We start from the raw sequence: 17,113 nt of genomic DNA, 5'->3' as shown, positions 1-17,113 counted from the left end.
AGGAGAAATGGCTCTTTTATTTGTACAAGGAAATGTGTTATTCGTTGCTTCGGACTCTTACAATCAATCTATCACCAGGTTGCAGAGTAATTCGAAACATTCTACCGTTTCCGTTTCCATTCCCATTACGCTGTCTAGCACGGTACCTCCTCTTAGCCATGATGAATCCCTCCTTTTTCTTTGCTACAATCACAGTATGCAAGAGAGAAGGGGATGCTTGGACAAGAGATACGGTGAACTTGACCCATTTTTTTACGATCTCTCACCCTGTATCGTAAGCTATCATCGCTTATATGCCATCGAGAACGGACGCGTAGAGTTCCTTTTCTTTTTCAATGAAGTATATGCCGCCTTCCTTGGAAAGAATATTTTGTCTTTCCAGCTCCTTCATCGTATTGGCAACAGTCACTCGCGACGTACCTACGACATTGGCCAGCTCCTGGTGGGTGAAACGCACGGTAATCATGCGTCTACCGTCAACCACCTTGCCGTAGGTGCTGCCTAGCTGAAGCAGAGTAAAGCAAATACGCTGAGTCGCAGAGTAGAAACTGAGCTGCATCGTATGGGAAGCGAGGATCCGATTCTTCCCGTCGAGGAAGCGAAGCACCTGGTGAGCGAGTGAAAGATTCGATGAACAGACTTTTTTGAAACGTTCGGCAGGGATTTTTAGCAAATGAGCTTTGCTTGCTGTAATGGCCCCATTGTTGTAGGTGGGATGGTCAAAAAGGCCGCACTCACCCAGCAATCCGTTTTGTCCGACAATCGCAATCGCCTTTTCATCGCCGGAGGGCGACGTCAAAAAGAGACGGATGCGCCCGCTCAGCACGATAAAAACATAGCTTGCAGCCTGATCCTGATGGAAGACGATTTCATGCTTGTGAAATAGGATGGTTTGCCCGAATGCAGTGATCTCTTGCCAACTATAGGGCAGATTTTCCATCCACGGTGAAGTTTTGTCGTCAAAGAAAGAGATCATTTTCTGTATCACTCCACAACGATGTTGACCTTTTCGTACCACTAGAGTACTACAGCCAATTGGTAGATGAACAGACCTTGATTCCCTCGATTCCACGGGTGAGGAGACAGCGTCAGTCTACGAACGGAGCAGATCATGGAGCGCCGTTTCCAGATTGGAGTGTAAAAAGGTAAACCCATTATCCAAAAATTTTTGCGGAATGCAGTTCCTCCCCGACAAGGCGAGGCTCGGATCGGTTCTCATAATGAGGTAGGCGCCAATCCAAACCAAAGGGGTCGGGGTTTTTGGTGCCCATCCTTTGTTCATGACCTTCCGCAATGTGTACATGAATTCTTTGTTCGTGACGGGCTGTGGTCCTGTAGCGTTGAAAATGCCGCTTAGCTGCTCGTTTTGGATGGCAGTCAAGAACATGTGGTTCAAATCATCTATGTGCAGCCAACTAATATATTGATCTCCCGAGCCTACTGTCCCTCCTAAATGATAGCTAGCGAGCTTTACGAGCGGCTCCAGTGCGCCACCGTTTTTTCCTAATGCAAATCCGATCCGCAGCAGCACCATTCGAGTCTGGGGCAACTCACGCGCAAAAAAGGCTTCCTCCCATTTTTCACAAACCTCTACAGAAAAGCCTGATCCGTGGGGAGCTTCCTCTGTACATACTTGCCGCGTATCACCAAAAATGGCAAGCGAACCTGCTTGAATGCAGACATCTGGCGGGTGTTCACAACTGCGTATAGCTTCAGTCAGCACCTGAACGGAATCAAGCCGGGAGCGAATAATTTCTTCCCTATTTTTCTTTGTATAGAGGCAATTGACGCTTTTTCCTGTGAAGTTGACGATTGCTTTGCTGCCCTCTATTTCTTTTGCCCAATCTCCAAGGGTAGCTCCATCCCAGTGAACGTAACGAATCCCCTCGTTCATATGAGCCAATCCTCTCGTGAGGATCACAACAGTGTACCCTTTCTGTTGCAAAAATGTTGCCAATGCCTTTCCTAAAAAGCCAGAGCCTCCTGCTAGGACAATCGTTTGATTCATGGGATCTCCTACTTTCAGCCTGAAATATTTCGCGGTGGTAGATTAATCTGGGTGCTATCATGTATATTGTACTGGATAATACAGGGAAAAATAAGGCGAGAATTTGAACGTAGAGTGGATGATTGGAGATGGAAGAAGATGTTGACAACAACTAAACCTACGTAATAATATTACTTTGCGTAAAAATTTAGTTTTACGGAGGCCCGATATGATGGAAATTTCAAAGGGAGTAGAAATGCTTCAGCTAGATTTTCATGGGAATATGATTCACCCAATTCTTTTGTGGGATCGAGAAATGGCCGTTTTAATAGACACAGGATTCCCAGGGCAAATGGAAGATTTACGCGTGGCCATGGAAAAGGTAGAAGTGTCGTTCGACAAACTAAAAGTTGTAATTTTGACGCATCAGGATGTGGATCATATAGGCAGTCTTCCTGAGATTTTGCAGGAGTGTGGTAATCATGTGAAAGTTTATGCACACGAACTGGATAAGCCGTATATTCAAGGGGAGATACCGCTTATAAAAGACGGGCACCTTGAGAATCCCCCGAAAGGCAGAGTGGACGATACCTTGATTGACGGTCAGGAACTGCCGTTTTGCGGCGGGATTCGCGTCATCCATACTCCTGGGCATACTCCCGGTCATATCAGCCTTTATTTAAGGCAAAGTAAGACTCTCATTGCCGGGGATTCGATGTACAGTGTAAACGGGATTCTCGGGGGAATTCATGTCCCGACCACACCGGATATGAATGCAGCTCGTCTCTCTTTAAAAAAGGTTGTAGACCTCGATATTGCATCTGTGGTTTGTTATCACGGGGGATTAAGTAATGTAAATGTTAAGGAGCAGATAGTAGGACTTAGCCAAGGATTATAAAGGTAAACTAGTGGGCAGCTTTCTTCAGAAACGATCATATAATAATATGAAAGACTGTCGTTTACTAGCTCTCCATGGGGGATCTTATGACGCAATCGAACGTAAGGCAAATGCTTGTCCGAAAGCTGGCAGTCGCTTATTTTACTTCCTGGGCAATTGTCCTTTGGGTGTCCTTTCCTAATATAGCGTTAGGAGGAGCCAACTGGAACGCGGCAGAAAATTATATGTCATGGGCATTCTTAATTGCGTTATACGCAGTTCCCGCCGTCTTTCTCTATGGAATTCTAGTTTCATCGCTCCTCGAAGCAACTTCTGTGAAGTTAAAAGTGAAGGGCCCCGCTGAGGCGATGGTATCCGGTTTGCTTCATGTCGCCTTTGGGCTTTGCTTTGGCATCGTGCTTCAGTCTTCACTATTTGGCATCATGGGTGGAGGAGCGGCGATCCTTTTCTTCAGTTTCGATCGAATTATCGTTCGTGCCATCCTGACCCTTAAGATGAAGACCCGAGTAATCTCCTTCATTGCCCCCGTTCTCCTGTTTGTTCTCATCGCGGGTGCGATCTATGCGACAGCTCCGCCGAAGCCGCCGTTTACCGCAAAAGATGCTGTACAATTTGCTACTTCCGGCAGCGGCACTACCATTGACCGGTTCCCAAAGGAAGAAGGTGTAGTTAAATTGCAAATAGAAGGTTATGACGTTGAGCGGGAAACGAAGGTAGAGGAAACGGCCGAGAAGGAGACATATAACGTAGTGTTCACGGAACGATGGAGTAAGAGAGAAGAAAGCGGTCTATACCAGATGATCTATGAGGTCAGCCGCGGAAGCATGGGGGCAAAGGGAGGAAATGGTGAGGATCCTCCGTACTTGCAGTCAAGGTAATTAAGACGGAGTGAGGATCCGTTCTTTTTTTGAAATGAATATAGATATAATAGACTTATTATATCTCTAATAGATGTATTGATCGCAGATAACAAACGAAGAGTTAAGTCCTTTCTATCATGAAATAGGGCCGTGTAGCGTTTTGATGGCTGCAAAAGGGAAAAGATATATTGCATCGAAAAAGTATGGGTGCAAGTAAAACAGGGTGAAAGGAGCGGGAGAAGGTGGCATCTAAGGAAACGAAGCACCCTAAAGATGCAGGTGATTTTCATCTGAATCAGCTGGCAGCAGTAGGGCAAATTGCCGCAGGAATTGCTCATGAAGTGAAGAATCCGTTAACAGCAGTAAAGGGTTTTTTGCAATTATTGAAGGAAGAACATAATGAAGGCTATTTAAACATTGCTCAAACCGAATTGAATAATGCACTGTCAACCATTGAAGGATTACTGCAGGTCTCAAAACCGGATTTAGATGATGAACCCTATCAACTCATTAAACCGGCTGCTGAATTAGAGGCCTATTTACGCTTTTTCAAGATCAATTATACCGGGTGAGCATCCAGAGAAAATTTCGGGATGTAAACGCCATAGTCTATGGGAAAAAAAATCAAATTAAAAAGGCCCTTTTTAATTTGTTGAAGAATGCATTTGAAGCCATACCAGATAAAGGAACCATTACTGTTGAACATTATATAGAGGAAGAGAATGTGGTCATTTCAATTGAAGACACAGGGATTGGGATACCCAAAGATAAGCTGCTAATGCTTGGAACACCTTTCTATACAACGAAAATAGAAGGAACTGGGATGGGCTTAACTCAAGTTTTTTCTGTTTTTAAAAGTCACAATGCCATCGTGAATGTAGAGAGCTCAGAAAATCAAGGCACTAAGTTCGTCGTTAAAATACACATGGATAATCCGAATAAAATAATTGGAGTGAATGATTTGGATTTGGAATATTTAGAAGGGTACGATTTTGCGGCATTTTTAAAAGAAAACAAGCCAAAGTTTGAGAATCGTTTATTACATGAAGCAGTTACCGTGAAGGAGAAAATAGATGAGATTTTAAGAGTGGGTAACATCGATCTCCTGTCAAACGCCTATAAACTCGTTCTCTATGTGGTCGAGGGACGAGAGCACGAAATGATCTCCTTTGCCAAATAGGAAGGGATCGCCTGGGCGAAATATTCACTGACTCTAGCCTTTAAATTAGAATGGATTCAAACGGTTCGCAGAGTTCTGTGGGACTATTTATATAATTTTGATCGATTAAATGGGATAGAAATTAATAGAGAGGTATTTTACACACTAGAGAAAAAAATTAATAATCTCGTAGATCAATTCCTTAATCATTTCTTTGTGAGTTATTCAGAGTATAAAGATAGATTAATCCAGTCCCAACGAGAATTGGTCGAAGATTTATTTGTTCCGATTATCCCGGTAACTCCGTCGACATGCATCTTGCCGTTGATCGGTAAAATGGATGAGTATCGAATGGAGACGTTGGAGGATAAGGTTCTTTCTCATATTGGATCATCCAAGATCGATACCTTAATTATTGATTTATCCGGGGTACTCCATATGGAACTACACATTTTGAAGCACCTCACTAATTTAATCAATGGGATGAGTATGATGGGATGTAAAACGGTCGTAACAGGATTACGCCCGGAGATCGTAAAGCAGATTATTCGGAGTGGAATGTCGTTTGAGGAAAGAGTGATTGCCAAAGCTACTTTGGAACAAGCATTGGATGAATTTTTAAATCGAAAATGAAGAAACGGATGTTAACTATTAGGTGAAATGGCATTCCGACCCGATTTCCTTTTCGCAAAAGCCTGTTCTCATCAATGGAGGTGTCTATGTCTCGGCTGTCGAAATTTTTACGAAACTGGGTGCGAACGTGACGGTGGATCAACAGGAAAAGATGATGACCATCACGAAAGAAGGAAAAGAAATTCGTCTGTGGGAAACAGGCAGGGTAACAGTTGATGGAAAATATGTCCCGATCACTGTACAGACTCGAGTCATTGGTGGCAAGCAGATGATCCCGATTCGCTTTGCCGCTGATCTGCTGGAAACTAGCGTCGAGTGGGATGCACAAACCAGAATTGCTACGATTGCAGATATAGGAGGAAAAGACAAACTATGAAAACAATTGGATTAATCGGGGGAATGAGCTGGGAATCCTCCCTTGTCTATTACCGGCTGCTTAACGAGGAAGTAAGGGAGCAACTGGGCGGGTTGCATTCTGCCAAATGCGTCTTGTACTCGGTTGACTTTGCCGAAATAGAAAAAATGCAGCGGGAAGCGAGATGGGACGAAGCGGGAGAAGCCATGGCTGAGGCTGCAAGAAGTCTCGAAGCGGCAGGGGCAGATTTGATCGTTCTGTGTACCAACACGATGCACAAGCTGGCATATGCCATTGAGGAAGCGACGAACCTGCCTTTTCTCCATATTGCGGATGCGACAGCGACTGCGATCTTGGCAAATGGGCACAAGCGGGTCGCGCTACTCGCTACTCGGTTTACGATGGAGCAAGATTTTTACACTGGACGACTGCGGGACATTCACGGTTTGGAGGTACTTCTGCCAGAGGAGGAGGAGCGAGAAATCGTCCATGAAATCATTTATAACGAGCTGTGTGTCGGGGTTATTCGCGAGGAGTCGAAGCAGCAATACATAGCGATTATTGATCGCCTGGTCAAACAGGGGGCAGAGGCTGTCATTTTAGGCTGCACAGAGATCGGTCTGTTGATTTCAGCCGAAGATTGTCCGGTTCCCGTTTTTGATACGACGGCGATTCATGCGCGTATAGCCGTTGATGCTGCACTGGAAAAGGAGGTGCAAAAATGATGGAGAACTTTGCCCAGACCCCAAAGCCACCCTATTACGCAGTTATTTTTTCTTCGCAGCGAACAGAAGGAGACTACGGATACGCTGAGATGGCTGATCGGATGGTAGAGCTGGCTTCGGGCCAGCCTGGCTTTCTCGGTGTGGAAAGTGTGCGCGATTCGTCTGGATTTGGCATCACGGTCTCATACTGGTCCTCTCTGGAAGCGATCCGTGAGTGGAAGCGGGACGAGGAGCACCGGGCAGCACAAGAAAAAGGAAGAGCAGCCTGGTACGGCTATTACATTACGCGCATTTGCAAGGTGGAACGGGATTATACCTTGTAAGTGACGTATCACAGCAAGTACGCTTATTGCATCTGATCGAATGCTTGGCCGAAGCGGCAGGAATTGAATAACAGGGAAAACAAAGGTGTCGGTATTGCTCCGGCATCTTTTTTTGTACCAAATAGTAGAGAGAGAAAGGCTTGCCTGCTCTGCCTGAGGTCTCCTTAGAGGGTATTAGGTAGGTGGTGTCCGATGAAAATAAAGTTTTAGACTGGAAGGCTTGATATTACAGGCTTTGAAAAAGGGAAAATCCTCAGCTTGCAGGAAATTAGTATTAGACTGGACCCCAGAAATCGAAACAGCGACAGCTTTGGACGAGAAAATAAAGTCCTAGACTGTCGCTGTATTATTGAACTATCGAACCCGTTAGCTCAATCGCATTGTGCAATATAACTCAAAATGAAATCTTTATCTTCAGGGAAGGAGAAGTTAAGGTCTTTTATTTGTTCAGCACTTTTCCAAGCAACATCATAGATAAGCCCATCGGGGTCTTGGATTGTTGGTTCTCCATCAATAATCTCCACCACAAAGTATGTTACCTCGTATTCCAAGTGACCAACTACCCCTTTTTTGTTTTTAATTTTATTAACTACCCTACATTGATAACCAGTCTCTTCAAAGACTTCCCTAATACAACAATCTTCTAAGGTTTCTTCGTTTTCTTTACCCCCTGATGGCACCGACCATCGCTTTTCCTCTTCTGGTTTACCTTGTAATACCATGAGTAGCTGTCTATCTGAATTCACACATATGGCTGCCGCCCCAAGCCATTTATTCAAAGTATCCAACCTCCAAGGTACATATTTATTCTTCTTTTTCTGTAAATCTTTTAAATTTCCTACCTGCTTTGTTAATACGTACTCCACGTTAATCCGCCAGTTAGCTTAATGCCGTTCCCAGTCTTATACTATATTTTCTCAGTCTACAACTTTATTTTCCTGGTCTAATACTTTATTTTTCAGTCTAATGGTTTATTTTCTTTTAACAGGTGGTAATCCCAAGGCTGGTGAGAGGAAACCCGAGAAAGCAGCGAAGGTCTTTGGAATGGAGCCTTAAACGGAGGAGAACAGCGGTATGAATCAATTCAAGCGTAAAAAATATTTTGATATTGAATATTCTCTCAATATCGTTTATTGTTTTTTATGACCGTTAATATGAAATTAATATAATCATTATTTTATCGGTTTTTATTAATGTTTTTTTCGGTCTTAAAAAGGTCTTTAGAAAGGCGCTGGTATGATGTCTACTGCTGAAATGCAGTCGCTGCTGCAAGATGCGAAAGAAAAAGTACGAAAATGGAGACGCTGGTTGCATCAAAATCCCGAGCTGTCCAATCAAGAGGTCAATACGGCTCAATTCGTAGTCGAGAACTTGGAGTCATTCGAGGATTTGATCGTTACCCGTCCAACGAAAACGAGTGTAATGGCCCGTCTTGTTACCGGTAAGCCTGGAAAAGTACTGGCGATTCGAGCGGATATGGATGCTCTGCCGATCGAAGAAAAGACCGATCTGCCGTATCGTTCGAGTGTTCCGGGTGTGATGCACGCATGTGGTCATGACGGTCATACATCGATCCTTTTAGGTACAGCATGGGTGTTGACTCAGATTCGGGAAGAGCTGACTGGGGAAATCCGCTTCCTGTTCCAGCATGCAGAGGAGCGGATTACAGGGGCGGACGAAATGATTCAAGCGGGGGTTCTAGAGGGTGTCGATTTGATTGTTGGCGCACATCTGTGGCCAACGATGCAAGCAGGGAAGATCGGCGTCGTACACGGACGTATGATGGCAGCTTCTGATGGCTTTGAGATTCAGGTGCGCGGGAAAGGCGGTCACGCTGCACTGCCTCATCAAACCGTTGACAGCATACTTATCGGTACGCAAATCGTACAATCTTTGCAGCATATCGCTTCCCGCCAAATCGATCCGCTGGAAAGTGCTGTCGTCTCCGTGACGCAATTTACTGCAGGCTCCTCCTTCAACGTTATCCCGGATGAAGTTCTGATTAGAGGCTGTGTGCGAACTTTTGATGAGAACATTAGAAAGCGTATTCAATCCCAAATCGAGAATACCGTTTCGCATGTGACTCAACTCTATGGAGCGGGATATGAATTGGAGTATTTCAAAGGGGGGTATCCGCTGATTAATGACGAGCGAGTCTCGCGTTTGATCGCGGAAAGGGCCAGCGAATTGTTTTCAACGGATAACGTTCTCGTAGAAGAGCCGCAGATGATCAGTGAGGACTTTGCTGCGTATTTGCAAAAGGTTCCCGGGGCTTTTCTGTATCTTGGGACCAGAAATGAGGAGCTTGGTGCCATTTATCCCCTGCACCATCCCCAATTTACCATCGACGAAGAATCTTTGGGACAAGGCGTAGAGCTGTTTGTAGGCATAGCACAGAAAATAACGGCGGAGGGGACCTATGAAAACAACACGTAAATGGCAACTGCCCCATATTTATATCATTTTGCTCAGTATGGTCGCTTTTTTTACCTTATTGAGCTATATCGTTCCGGCTGGACAATTTGAAAGAGTAGAAGGGCCCACAGGTGCGCAGATCATCAAGCCGGGCAGCTTTACTTTTACAGAACAATCACCTGTGACGTTCATGGAATTTATGCTAGCGATTCCGAGTGGGTTGGTGCAGTCAGCCACGATTATTTTTGGGGGATTAATGCTTGGGGGTATGTTTAGTGTCTTTTCCCGTACAGGCATTATCGATCTGGGGGTCCATAAGCTCTCCCTAGCATTTGCGAAAAGGGGTATTTGGATCATCCCCGTTTTGATGACGGTGTTTGCCGTATTTACAACCTTCTCGGGAGCAATTGAGTTAACACTGATTTACTTGCCCATCATTCTGCCGTTAATTTTGAAATTAGGTTTTGACCGAATTACGGCTGCTGCTGTTGCTTTGTGTTCCACAGTCGCCGGGTTTGCCGTTGCGCTTTCTGCGCCGGCAACTACGGGTCTTGCTCAAAAATTATCGGATCTGCCCCTTTATTCCGGGATTGGCTATCGTGCTATTATTTTTGTCTTTTTCTTAGCGGTGGGCATCTGGTATGTCATGCGCTATGCAAAAAGAGTCCGGAACAATCCGGAAACAGGGATCCTGTACGACGAAAGAGAAGTGGATGTAGACTTTCAATCCTCCGTTACTGTTGTGTCGAAAGCAACTCCTCGACAAGTTGTCGCCGTGATTGCGATGTTAATCGGATTTATCATTATGTTTTACGGGATGATCGAAAAAGGCTGGTACTTCCTGGAGCTTGCCGGTTTGTATATGATGATGGGCTGTGTTGTCGGCCTGATCGCTGGTCTGAAGCCTGTTGAGATTTGTGAGGCGTTTTCCCAGGGCTTCAAAGATATTTTGGTTGGTGTTTTGATCATTGGTATCGCGCGTGGAGTTGCTGTTGTTCTCAATGAAGGAAATATTTTGGACACCATCGTCTATAGCATCAGCGAGCTGATCAGCGGATTACCTAGCTCGTTCACGGCCGTCGCTATGCTGATTGTACAAGCTGTGCTTAACTTCCTGATTCCTTCAGGAAGTGGTCAAGCGATGATTACGATGCCGATCATGACGGGGCTGTCCGATTTAGCAGGTGTGACTCGACAGACAGCCGTCCTCGCTTTTCAATTGGGGGATGGATTTTCCAATATTTTTTACCCGACCTCCGGCTATTTTATTGCCACGATTGCCTTGGCCAAAATCTCATGGGAAAAATGGGTTCGCTTCGTGGTTCCTTTGTTACTGATCTGGTATTCGATGGCTGCTGTGTTTCTGATCATTGCACAATGGATGAAATGGGGTCCCTTTTAACATCATTTAATGGAGGTAATTCGACATGAGAGTACACATCTTGCAGCATATGGACTGGGGCGGACCGGGTGTAGTCAGCGAGTGGATGCGTGAAAAAGGGCATACATGGACCATGACGAACGTGCACAAAAACGAGGAGTTTCCTGAGATCGATGAATTTGATTTGCTCGTGATCCTGGGTGGAGTCATGGGCGTTTACGAGGAAGAGGAGAATCCTTGGCTCATTGGCGAAAAGCAATGGATTCGCAATGTCATTGATAACAAGAAAAGGGTTCTAGGGATTTGCCTGGGAGCGCAGTTAATTGCGTCATCCATGGGAGCCAACGTAAAAAAGCATGTTCATAGTGAAATTGGCTGGTGGCCCGTGCAGTTTGCTAAGATCGCCCAAGAGCATCCGTTTTTACACGGTATTCAAGACAATTATACCTTTTTTGAATTTCACTACGATACCTTTGACATCCCCGAGAGTGGTGTACAGTTGGGAAAAAGTGTGGCGTGCAAGAATCAAGCGTTTGCCATCGGTGATCGGGTAGTTGGACTGCAATTCCATCCAGAATTCAACGAAGAGATCGTTCAGGGGATTGAAACGAAGCTGGGACCAAAGATTGAGCCAGGACCGTTTGTAAAACCGGTGCCGGAAATGATGTCTTCTCCCGAAAGATTTGCAGCCAGTAAAGCGTTTCTTTACACGCTTTTGAATAATGTTGAAATCCACTTCAATCTAGAGCAAGCGGCATGCTTCCCCTTTGGTACGGATTGAGAAATCCCTTTTTATCTATGCTATAATAGCGAAAAGTTAGCCTGTAGATTCGAGGGAAAAAGCATGAAGATCCGTTTGGGATTAAGTGGCGTGAAAGACACTTTGGCTGTATTGGAATCAGTAGCAAAAGAATTTGAAGAGTTTGAATGCATCCCGTTTTTGCACACCACCGAGGATGAACTTCTGGAGCAGTTGATAAGCAATGATCATCGTGTAGATATGTGGCTCTTCTCCGGGAAAATGATTTATAAGGTGAAAGACGAGGCTTCCATCACTACTCCTAGTTTTTATGTCTCTTATACCGGTTCCAGTCTCTATCGCACGCTGTATATCATTTTAAACGAGAAAAGTTGGACGGTTGACCAATTAAGCTTTGATATTATTGACTTGCAAGAATTGAAGCAAGTTTTTGAAGAAATTGGCGTAACACCGGAAAATATATTATTGTGTGAAGAAACTCAAAGGGTAGACTCCATTGTTGACTATCACGAAAAGCTATGGGCGCAAGGGAAAACTGTAGCGGCAGTGACGTGCATATGGGGAGTAAAGAGAGAATTGGAAAAGCGGGGAATTCCTGTTTTTCGCGTCATTCCCACGAAATCCTCTGTTCGGAGCACCCTCTATACAGCATTGCGTACGTATGAAATGCTTCGTTTTCGAGAGATGCAAACCGCTGTTCAATTCATTGAGCTCAATTTGGAGAAAGAGATCCAAAAAGACTATTTTTCCCCGTACGAGATGCATAATGCGGAGCTAAAGCTGTTTCAAAAATTGCTGGACTATGCGATGCAGCTACAGGGATCTTTAAAATCCATGGGAAATGGTCGATTTGCCATATTTACAACGCGTGGGATGCTTACGGACAAGACCACAGACTTTCAGCGTATCCCTGACCTTCCTTCCGTTGATTTCTTAGTTCAGGAGAAGGCGACGATTGGCATAGGGGTTGGTTTGACAGCTTATAATGCAGAAGTTTTGGCAGGAAAAGCATTGGCACACGCCAAACACTTCAAAACTGGTTCCTGGTTTGCCATGACAGAAGATGGTGGAGTCATCGGTCCGATCGGGGAAAAGGAGCAGGTCGTTCTTCGCTCATCTGCTCCTCATCTTGAGCAAATCGCAAAAGATACGGGTTTAAGTGAAATCACGTTGCACCGTTTGGAAGAAGCGATGCGAACCTACGGGGTAAGAGAAGTAAATGCATACGAGCTTGCCGAGTACATGCAGATTATCCCAAGGAGCGCAAGACGTATCCTTTCTGCTCTAGAAGAAGCGCATTACGCTACTTGTGTAAGCTATGATAAGATGACTGACCGAGGAAGACCGCGAAAGAAATATAAAATTGATATAGCAGCAGGCAAAGAAAGACCTTGAGAGAACTTGCAAAGGTCCCGAAACCATCTTATGGATCGGGGCTTTTTTTGTTCTTGCATAGCATGGAGCAAGCTTTGATAGTTGCGGTAGCTTCTTGTTTCACAGACGATGCAAGAAACTGATCCAGATTTTCCTCTCCTCCACCACAGCCTCACCGACCACTTACCCAAAGGACGCGGGTGCACTTCTTGCGTTTTTCTTGTTTGTTTCGCAATAAAAAACAATTAAAAACACACAAAAACAATTCTTTAACGCTGGATTCACACTCACTTAATATTTCGCCCGTAAGATGAGACCTAGATAAGAAGAACTGAACATTTCAAACAGGGGAGAGGTTCTCATGAAGAAGTGGCATTATCCAATACTAGCGTCCTTTTTGTCTCTGGCAGTCCTGGCAGGATGTGGACAAGCACCACAGTCCCAAGGAAACACACAAGCAAATGCAGCCGGCGGTTCAAGCACAGCGGCAACACCATCAGGAGCGATCACCGTATACACTGCACTTGAGGATGATCAGATCAAAACGTATCTGGAATCATTCAAAAGCAAGTACCCGGATGTCAAAGTAAACATCGTTCGGGACTCCACCGGAATTATCACGGCGAAGCTGTTGGCAGAAAAGGATAATCCACAAGCGGATGTGGTCTGGGGAACAGCTGCAACAAGCCTACTGGTCCTCGATCAGCAAGGAATGCTCGAAGGCTACTCGCCGAAAGGAATCGAGCGCGTCTCACCAGAGTTCAAAGATTCGAAAGAGCCAGCCAGCTGGGTAGGCATCGACGCATGGGAGACCGCTATTGCCGTGAATACCACGGAATTGGAAAAAAGAAAATTGCCAATCCCGCGTACGTATGAAGACTTGATCAAACCAGAGTACAAAGGATTGATCGTGATGCCAAATCCGGCGTCCTCGGGAACCGGACTGTTGACGATCAACGGAATCATGCAACTGAAAGGGGAAGGGGAAGGCTGGGCTTACCTCGACAAGCTGCATGAAAATATGGCACTGTACACCCACTCTGGTTCCAAGCCAGCCAAAATGGCGGCATCAGGAGAATATCCGATCGGAATTTCCTTTGGCTACCGCTCGATTACAGAGAAGAAAAAGGGTGCACCAGTCGAAGTCGTCTTCCCGTCCGAAGGTTCAGGCTGGGACGTAGAAGCGAATGCCCTGATCAAAAAGGCCGAGATCAAACCGGAAGCCAAGCTGTTCCTGGATTGGGCTATCTCGGATGAAGTGATGAAAGCATACAACCAGAACTTTGCCATCGTCAGTGTGAAGCAAGAAGGGGCGACTCTTCCAGAAGGCTACGCGGTAGACCCGATCAAGCAATTGATCAAATTGGATTTGAAAAAAGCAGCAGAGAATCGTGAGAACCTCTTGGCAGAGTGGGAAAAACGATACGCAACCAAGAGCGAACCTAAATAAGCATTGAGGAGAACAGCATGACACAATCCTATCTATCCATTCAAGGGGTCAGTAAACGCTTCGGGTTGTTTGCCGCTTTGGAGCACGTCTCCATCGAAATCGCCAAAAATGAATTCGTCTGTCTGCTCGGTCCGAGTGGCTGCGGAAAAACGACATTACTGAGAATGCTGGCAGGATTGGAGCAGCCTACAACAGGCCGGATGATCGTAAATGGCAGGGAAATTACTTCCCTGCCTCCGGCAAAAAGAAACATCGCGATGATGTTCCAGTCGTATGCGTTGTTTCCCAATTTGACAGCCGCTGAAAACATTACGTTTGGTCTGCAAGAAAAAAAGCTGTCGAAAAAAGAGATTGCAGCCAAGGTAGAAGAGGCGTTGGACATGGTTGATCTTTCTCATGCCGCCGCCAAATATCCCGCCCAGCTCTCCGGCGGACAACAGCAGCGTATCGCATTGGCAAGGGCGATCGCCCTCTCGCCTGAAGTATTGCTGCTTGATGAACCTTTGTCCGCATTGGACGCAAAAGTGAGACAAAAGCTGAGACGGGAGATTCGCCGTTTGCATGAGCAATATGGAATGACTACGGTTATGGTTACCCATGATCAGGATGAAGCACTCACCATGGCGGATAAGATTGTCGTGATGAATCATGGCGAGGTCGTACAGGTAGGTACGCCAGAAGAAGTGTACAACGCTCCAGCGAATCCATTTGTGGCTGATTTTATCGGGGCAATCAATTTCTTTGAAAACAGTCGCCTTGACCATCATTTTGCTGACAAAAAGGATTTGCTTGCGATTCGACCAGAGCACGTCCAGATTTTGGAGCATGAGTCGGAGTGTGGCATTCCTGCCATCATTTCCGAGCTAGAGTTTCGCGGGGCTTTTTACCGGATTTTTTTACAGTGGCAGGATGAGAACGGACAGGACAATGGGGAGCTTCTCACGCTAGATTTGCTCGCGGCACATGCACGCAGGCTCGGACTGTCGCGAGGCAAAAAGGTGTGGCTGGAGTTTCCTCTGGAAAACTTGCTTGCCTTTGAACAGACTGCGGCAGCTGCCAAGGAACGGGGGTGAGCAGCATGTATGCAACCGGATCACGACAAACGGGCAAGTCAATGCAAAAATGGCTGATTACTCTTGTGGTTGTCGCCCTTTCAGTAAGCGTACTGCTGCCACTCACACAGTTATTTTCGCAGGCCTTTTACGACAAGACCGGAAAGTTTGTCGGGCTGAACAACTTCGTCACGTACTTTTCCACGCCAGCATTGTCGCAGTCCCTAACTAACACGCTGTATATATCGGCAATGACGACGCTCATTGCTGTGACGCTCGCTTTTCTCTTTGCTTATGCACTGACGCGCAGTGGCATCCGGGGGAAAGGTGTTTTCCGATCGATCGCCTTGTTGCCGCTTTTCGCGCCTACCATGATGCATGGCATCGCCCTGACCTACCTGTTTGGTAATCAGGGGCTGGTGACTACTGGCATCTTCGGATTGCTCCCGTTTCAGTGGGATATTGATCTGTATGGTCCGGTCGGAATCATTTTGGCAGAGATCGTCTATGTTTTCCCGCAGGCTTATCTGATTCTCGCCGTGTCACTCGCTTTTGCTGACTATCAATTGTATGAAGCGGCGGACACGCTCGGAGCAGGCAACTGGCGCAAGTTTATTACCGTCACAATTCCTGGGGTCAAATACGGAATCGTCAGCGCTTGCTTTGTCTGCTTTACACTGTCGTTCACCGATTTTGGGGCACCCAAAGTAGTAGGCGGACAGTTTTCTGTTCTCGCAACGGATGTATACAAGCAGGTAATCGGACAGCAAAACATGACAATGGGAGCAACAGTTGGGCTGCTATTGATTATTCCAGCGCTCGCTGCCTTTGTCGTGGACCGAATCGTCGAGCGCAAACAGCATGCTGCCGTTACCGCCAAATCCAAGCCATACCGAATGAAAGAAAATCGTTTTCGCGACATGCTGTTTTCCCTCGTTTGCCTGTGTGTGAGCGGATTCATTCTCTTGCTCATGGGTGCGGTCGTGCTTGCTTCCTTTATCAAGGTGTGGCCGTATAATCTCACCCTGGGCCTGGATCACTACGATTTTTCCAATGTGGCCGGAGAAGGCATGGCTCCCTTGTGGAACAGTATCGTTGTCGCCCTTCTGACAGCAGTCGTGGGAACGGTGGTCACATTTATTACCGCCTATACGATCGAAAAGTCCAACGTCTGGAAGGGACTTCGGCAAGCAGGCTATTTTCTCTCGATCCTTCCACTGGCCTTGCCTGGGCTGGTCATTGGACTTGCTTACATTTTCTTTTTCAACAATCCGGCCAATCCGCTGCATGGTTTGTACGGGTCGATCTGGATTCTGATTCTCGCCAATGTGATTCACTTTTTCGCTGTTGGGTTCATCACGGCAACGAGCGCATTGAAAAAGCTGGATCCCGAGTTCGAACAGGCGGGAGAGTCGATGGGCATCTCGCAGGCAAAGGTTTTTTGGCGAGTAACAATTCCGGTGTGTATGCCCGCGATTATCGAAATGGCAGTCTACTTTTTTATCAACTCCATGGTCACGATCTCAGCCGTAGTCTTTCTTTACGCAGCCGACTTCAAGCTGGCATCTGTCTCGATTGTCAATATGGATGACGCTGGTGACGTAGCGCCAGCAGCAGCAATGTCGGTACTGATCGTCGTCCTGAACATCATCGCACGTGCTTGCGCAGAATGGTTTGCAGCTCGCATCAAAAAACGCACTGCATGGTCGTCCAACCAAGAGAAAGGTCAGGTGGCATAGTC

General features: G+C 46.1%; 18 protein-coding genes. 15 read left to right on the top strand and 3 right to left on the bottom strand.

All coding sequences use genetic code 11. From position 1 onward, the window contains the following. Positions 1-289: 289 nt before the first annotated feature. On the bottom strand, positions 290-976 hold the full coding sequence (locus ACIFQN_RS03435) for a Crp/Fnr family transcriptional regulator (protein ID WP_429831620.1): 687 nt from the start codon (positions 974-976) through the stop codon (positions 290-292). Positions 977-1,093: 117 nt separating this feature from the next. Beyond that, positions 1,094-2,008, bottom strand: coding sequence for a TIGR01777 family oxidoreductase (locus ACIFQN_RS03430; protein WP_429831619.1), 915 nt, complete (start codon positions 2,006-2,008; stop codon positions 1,094-1,096). A gap of 211 nt (positions 2,009-2,219) precedes the next feature. On the opposite strand from ACIFQN_RS03430, the gene ACIFQN_RS03425 reads away from it, so the two are divergent. From ACIFQN_RS03425 to ACIFQN_RS03390, 8 genes are all read left to right on the top strand, one after another. Next, the gene (locus tag ACIFQN_RS03425) at positions 2,220-2,885 is read left to right on the top strand and encodes an MBL fold metallo-hydrolase (protein ID WP_429831710.1); all 666 of its coding nucleotides are present in this window, start codon (positions 2,220-2,222) and stop codon (positions 2,883-2,885) included. Positions 2,886-2,971: 86 nt separating this feature from the next. Next, positions 2,972-3,763, top strand: coding sequence for a hypothetical protein (locus tag ACIFQN_RS03420; protein WP_429831618.1), 792 nt, complete (start codon positions 2,972-2,974; stop codon positions 3,761-3,763). A 224-nt stretch (positions 3,764-3,987) separates the two neighbouring features. Next, positions 3,988-4,317 carry a histidine kinase dimerization/phospho-acceptor domain-containing protein gene (locus ACIFQN_RS03415; protein ID WP_429831617.1) on the top strand — a complete coding sequence of 110 codons (330 nt, stop codon included), beginning with the start codon at positions 3,988-3,990 and terminating at the stop codon, positions 4,315-4,317. Next, a complete protein-coding gene (locus ACIFQN_RS03410) occupies positions 4,314-4,925 on the top strand; it encodes an ATP-binding protein (protein WP_429831616.1) in 612 nt (203 codons plus the stop codon). The genes ACIFQN_RS03415 and ACIFQN_RS03410 overlap by 4 nt, the downstream gene beginning before the upstream one ends. Before the next feature lie 243 nt (positions 4,926-5,168). Then, positions 5,169-5,537, top strand: coding sequence for an STAS domain-containing protein (locus ACIFQN_RS03405; RefSeq protein WP_429831615.1), 369 nt, complete (start codon positions 5,169-5,171; stop codon positions 5,535-5,537). A 22-nt stretch (positions 5,538-5,559) separates the two neighbouring features. Beyond that, positions 5,560-5,913 (top strand): copper amine oxidase N-terminal domain-containing protein, encoded by a 354-nt coding sequence (locus ACIFQN_RS03400; protein ID WP_429831614.1) that lies wholly within the window; start codon positions 5,560-5,562, stop codon positions 5,911-5,913. Next, the gene (locus tag ACIFQN_RS03395; RefSeq protein ID WP_429831613.1) at positions 5,910-6,617 is read left to right on the top strand and encodes an aspartate/glutamate racemase family protein; all 708 of its coding nucleotides are present in this window, start codon (positions 5,910-5,912) and stop codon (positions 6,615-6,617) included. Before ACIFQN_RS03400 ends, ACIFQN_RS03395 begins: the two co-directional genes overlap by 4 nt. Next, entirely contained in the window at positions 6,617-6,940 is a 324-nt protein-coding gene (locus tag ACIFQN_RS03390) for an antibiotic biosynthesis monooxygenase family protein (RefSeq protein ID WP_429831709.1), read from the top strand. The genes ACIFQN_RS03395 and ACIFQN_RS03390 overlap by 1 nt, the downstream gene beginning before the upstream one ends. 371 nt (positions 6,941-7,311) lie before the next feature. Here the strand turns inward: ACIFQN_RS03390 and ACIFQN_RS03385 are convergent, their stop codons facing one another. Then, the gene (locus tag ACIFQN_RS03385; RefSeq protein ID WP_429831708.1) at positions 7,312-7,719 is read right to left on the bottom strand and encodes an NUDIX hydrolase; all 408 of its coding nucleotides are present in this window, start codon (positions 7,717-7,719) and stop codon (positions 7,312-7,314) included. A gap of 460 nt (positions 7,720-8,179) precedes the next feature. Between ACIFQN_RS03385 and ACIFQN_RS03380 the strand changes: the two genes are divergently transcribed. From ACIFQN_RS03380 to ACIFQN_RS03350, 7 genes are all read left to right on the top strand, one after another. Continuing rightward, positions 8,180-9,376, top strand: coding sequence for a M20 metallopeptidase family protein (locus ACIFQN_RS03380; protein ID WP_429831707.1), 1,197 nt, complete (start codon positions 8,180-8,182; stop codon positions 9,374-9,376). Beyond that, positions 9,360-10,757, top strand: a complete 1,398-nt coding sequence (locus tag ACIFQN_RS03375; protein ID WP_429831612.1) for a YfcC family protein — start codon at positions 9,360-9,362, stop codon at positions 10,755-10,757. The genes ACIFQN_RS03380 and ACIFQN_RS03375 overlap by 17 nt, the downstream gene beginning before the upstream one ends. 25 nt (positions 10,758-10,782) lie before the next feature. Further along, positions 10,783-11,517: a type 1 glutamine amidotransferase gene (locus ACIFQN_RS03370; protein WP_429831611.1), complete on the top strand. Its 735-nt coding sequence runs from the start codon at positions 10,783-10,785 to the stop codon at positions 11,515-11,517. Between the two features lie 63 nt (positions 11,518-11,580). Then, entirely contained in the window at positions 11,581-12,891 is a 1,311-nt protein-coding gene (locus ACIFQN_RS03365) for an ArsR family transcriptional regulator (RefSeq protein WP_429831610.1), read from the top strand. 340 nt (positions 12,892-13,231) lie between these two features. Beyond that, positions 13,232-14,320, top strand: coding sequence for a putative 2-aminoethylphosphonate ABC transporter substrate-binding protein (locus tag ACIFQN_RS03360; RefSeq protein ID WP_429831609.1), 1,089 nt, complete (start codon positions 13,232-13,234; stop codon positions 14,318-14,320). Between the two features lie 17 nt (positions 14,321-14,337). Further along, entirely contained in the window at positions 14,338-15,393 is a 1,056-nt protein-coding gene (locus tag ACIFQN_RS03355) for an ABC transporter ATP-binding protein (protein ID WP_429831608.1), read from the top strand. 5 nt (positions 15,394-15,398) lie between these two features. Beyond that, positions 15,399-17,111, top strand: coding sequence for a putative 2-aminoethylphosphonate ABC transporter permease subunit (locus ACIFQN_RS03350; protein ID WP_429831607.1), 1,713 nt, complete (start codon positions 15,399-15,401; stop codon positions 17,109-17,111). Positions 17,112-17,113 lie beyond the last annotated feature (2 nt).

It is taken from the genome of Brevibacillus sp. NRS-1366 (genome assembly GCF_050467985.1).
Note: the sequence above shows the minus strand (reverse complement) of the source record. Positions and strands in the feature narration are given on the sequence as shown.

Coding starts and splice junctions, on each gene's coding strand:
- ACIFQN_RS03360 (WP_429831609.1), top strand. CDS start 13,232: ATGAAGAAGTGGCATTATCCAATACTAGCGTCCTTTTTGTCTCTGGCA.
- ACIFQN_RS03380 (WP_429831707.1), top strand. CDS start 8,180: ATGTCTACTGCTGAAATGCAGTCGCTGCTGCAAGATGCGAAAGAAAAA.
- ACIFQN_RS03395 (WP_429831613.1), top strand. CDS start 5,910: ATGAAAACAATTGGATTAATCGGGGGAATGAGCTGGGAATCCTCCCTT.
- ACIFQN_RS03370 (WP_429831611.1), top strand. CDS start 10,783: ATGAGAGTACACATCTTGCAGCATATGGACTGGGGCGGACCGGGTGTA.
- ACIFQN_RS03420 (WP_429831618.1), top strand. CDS start 2,972: ATGACGCAATCGAACGTAAGGCAAATGCTTGTCCGAAAGCTGGCAGTC.
- ACIFQN_RS03355 (WP_429831608.1), top strand. CDS start 14,338: ATGACACAATCCTATCTATCCATTCAAGGGGTCAGTAAACGCTTCGGG.
- ACIFQN_RS03435 (WP_429831620.1), bottom strand. CDS start 976: ATGATCTCTTTCTTTGACGACAAAACTTCACCGTGGATGGAAAATCTG.
- ACIFQN_RS03350 (WP_429831607.1), top strand. CDS start 15,399: ATGTATGCAACCGGATCACGACAAACGGGCAAGTCAATGCAAAAATGG.
- ACIFQN_RS03365 (WP_429831610.1), top strand. CDS start 11,581: ATGAAGATCCGTTTGGGATTAAGTGGCGTGAAAGACACTTTGGCTGTA.
- ACIFQN_RS03390 (WP_429831709.1), top strand. CDS start 6,617: ATGGAGAACTTTGCCCAGACCCCAAAGCCACCCTATTACGCAGTTATT.
- ACIFQN_RS03425 (WP_429831710.1), top strand. CDS start 2,220: ATGGAAATTTCAAAGGGAGTAGAAATGCTTCAGCTAGATTTTCATGGG.
- ACIFQN_RS03375 (WP_429831612.1), top strand. CDS start 9,360: ATGAAAACAACACGTAAATGGCAACTGCCCCATATTTATATCATTTTG.
- ACIFQN_RS03430 (WP_429831619.1), bottom strand. CDS start 2,008: ATGAATCAAACGATTGTCCTAGCAGGAGGCTCTGGCTTTTTAGGAAAG.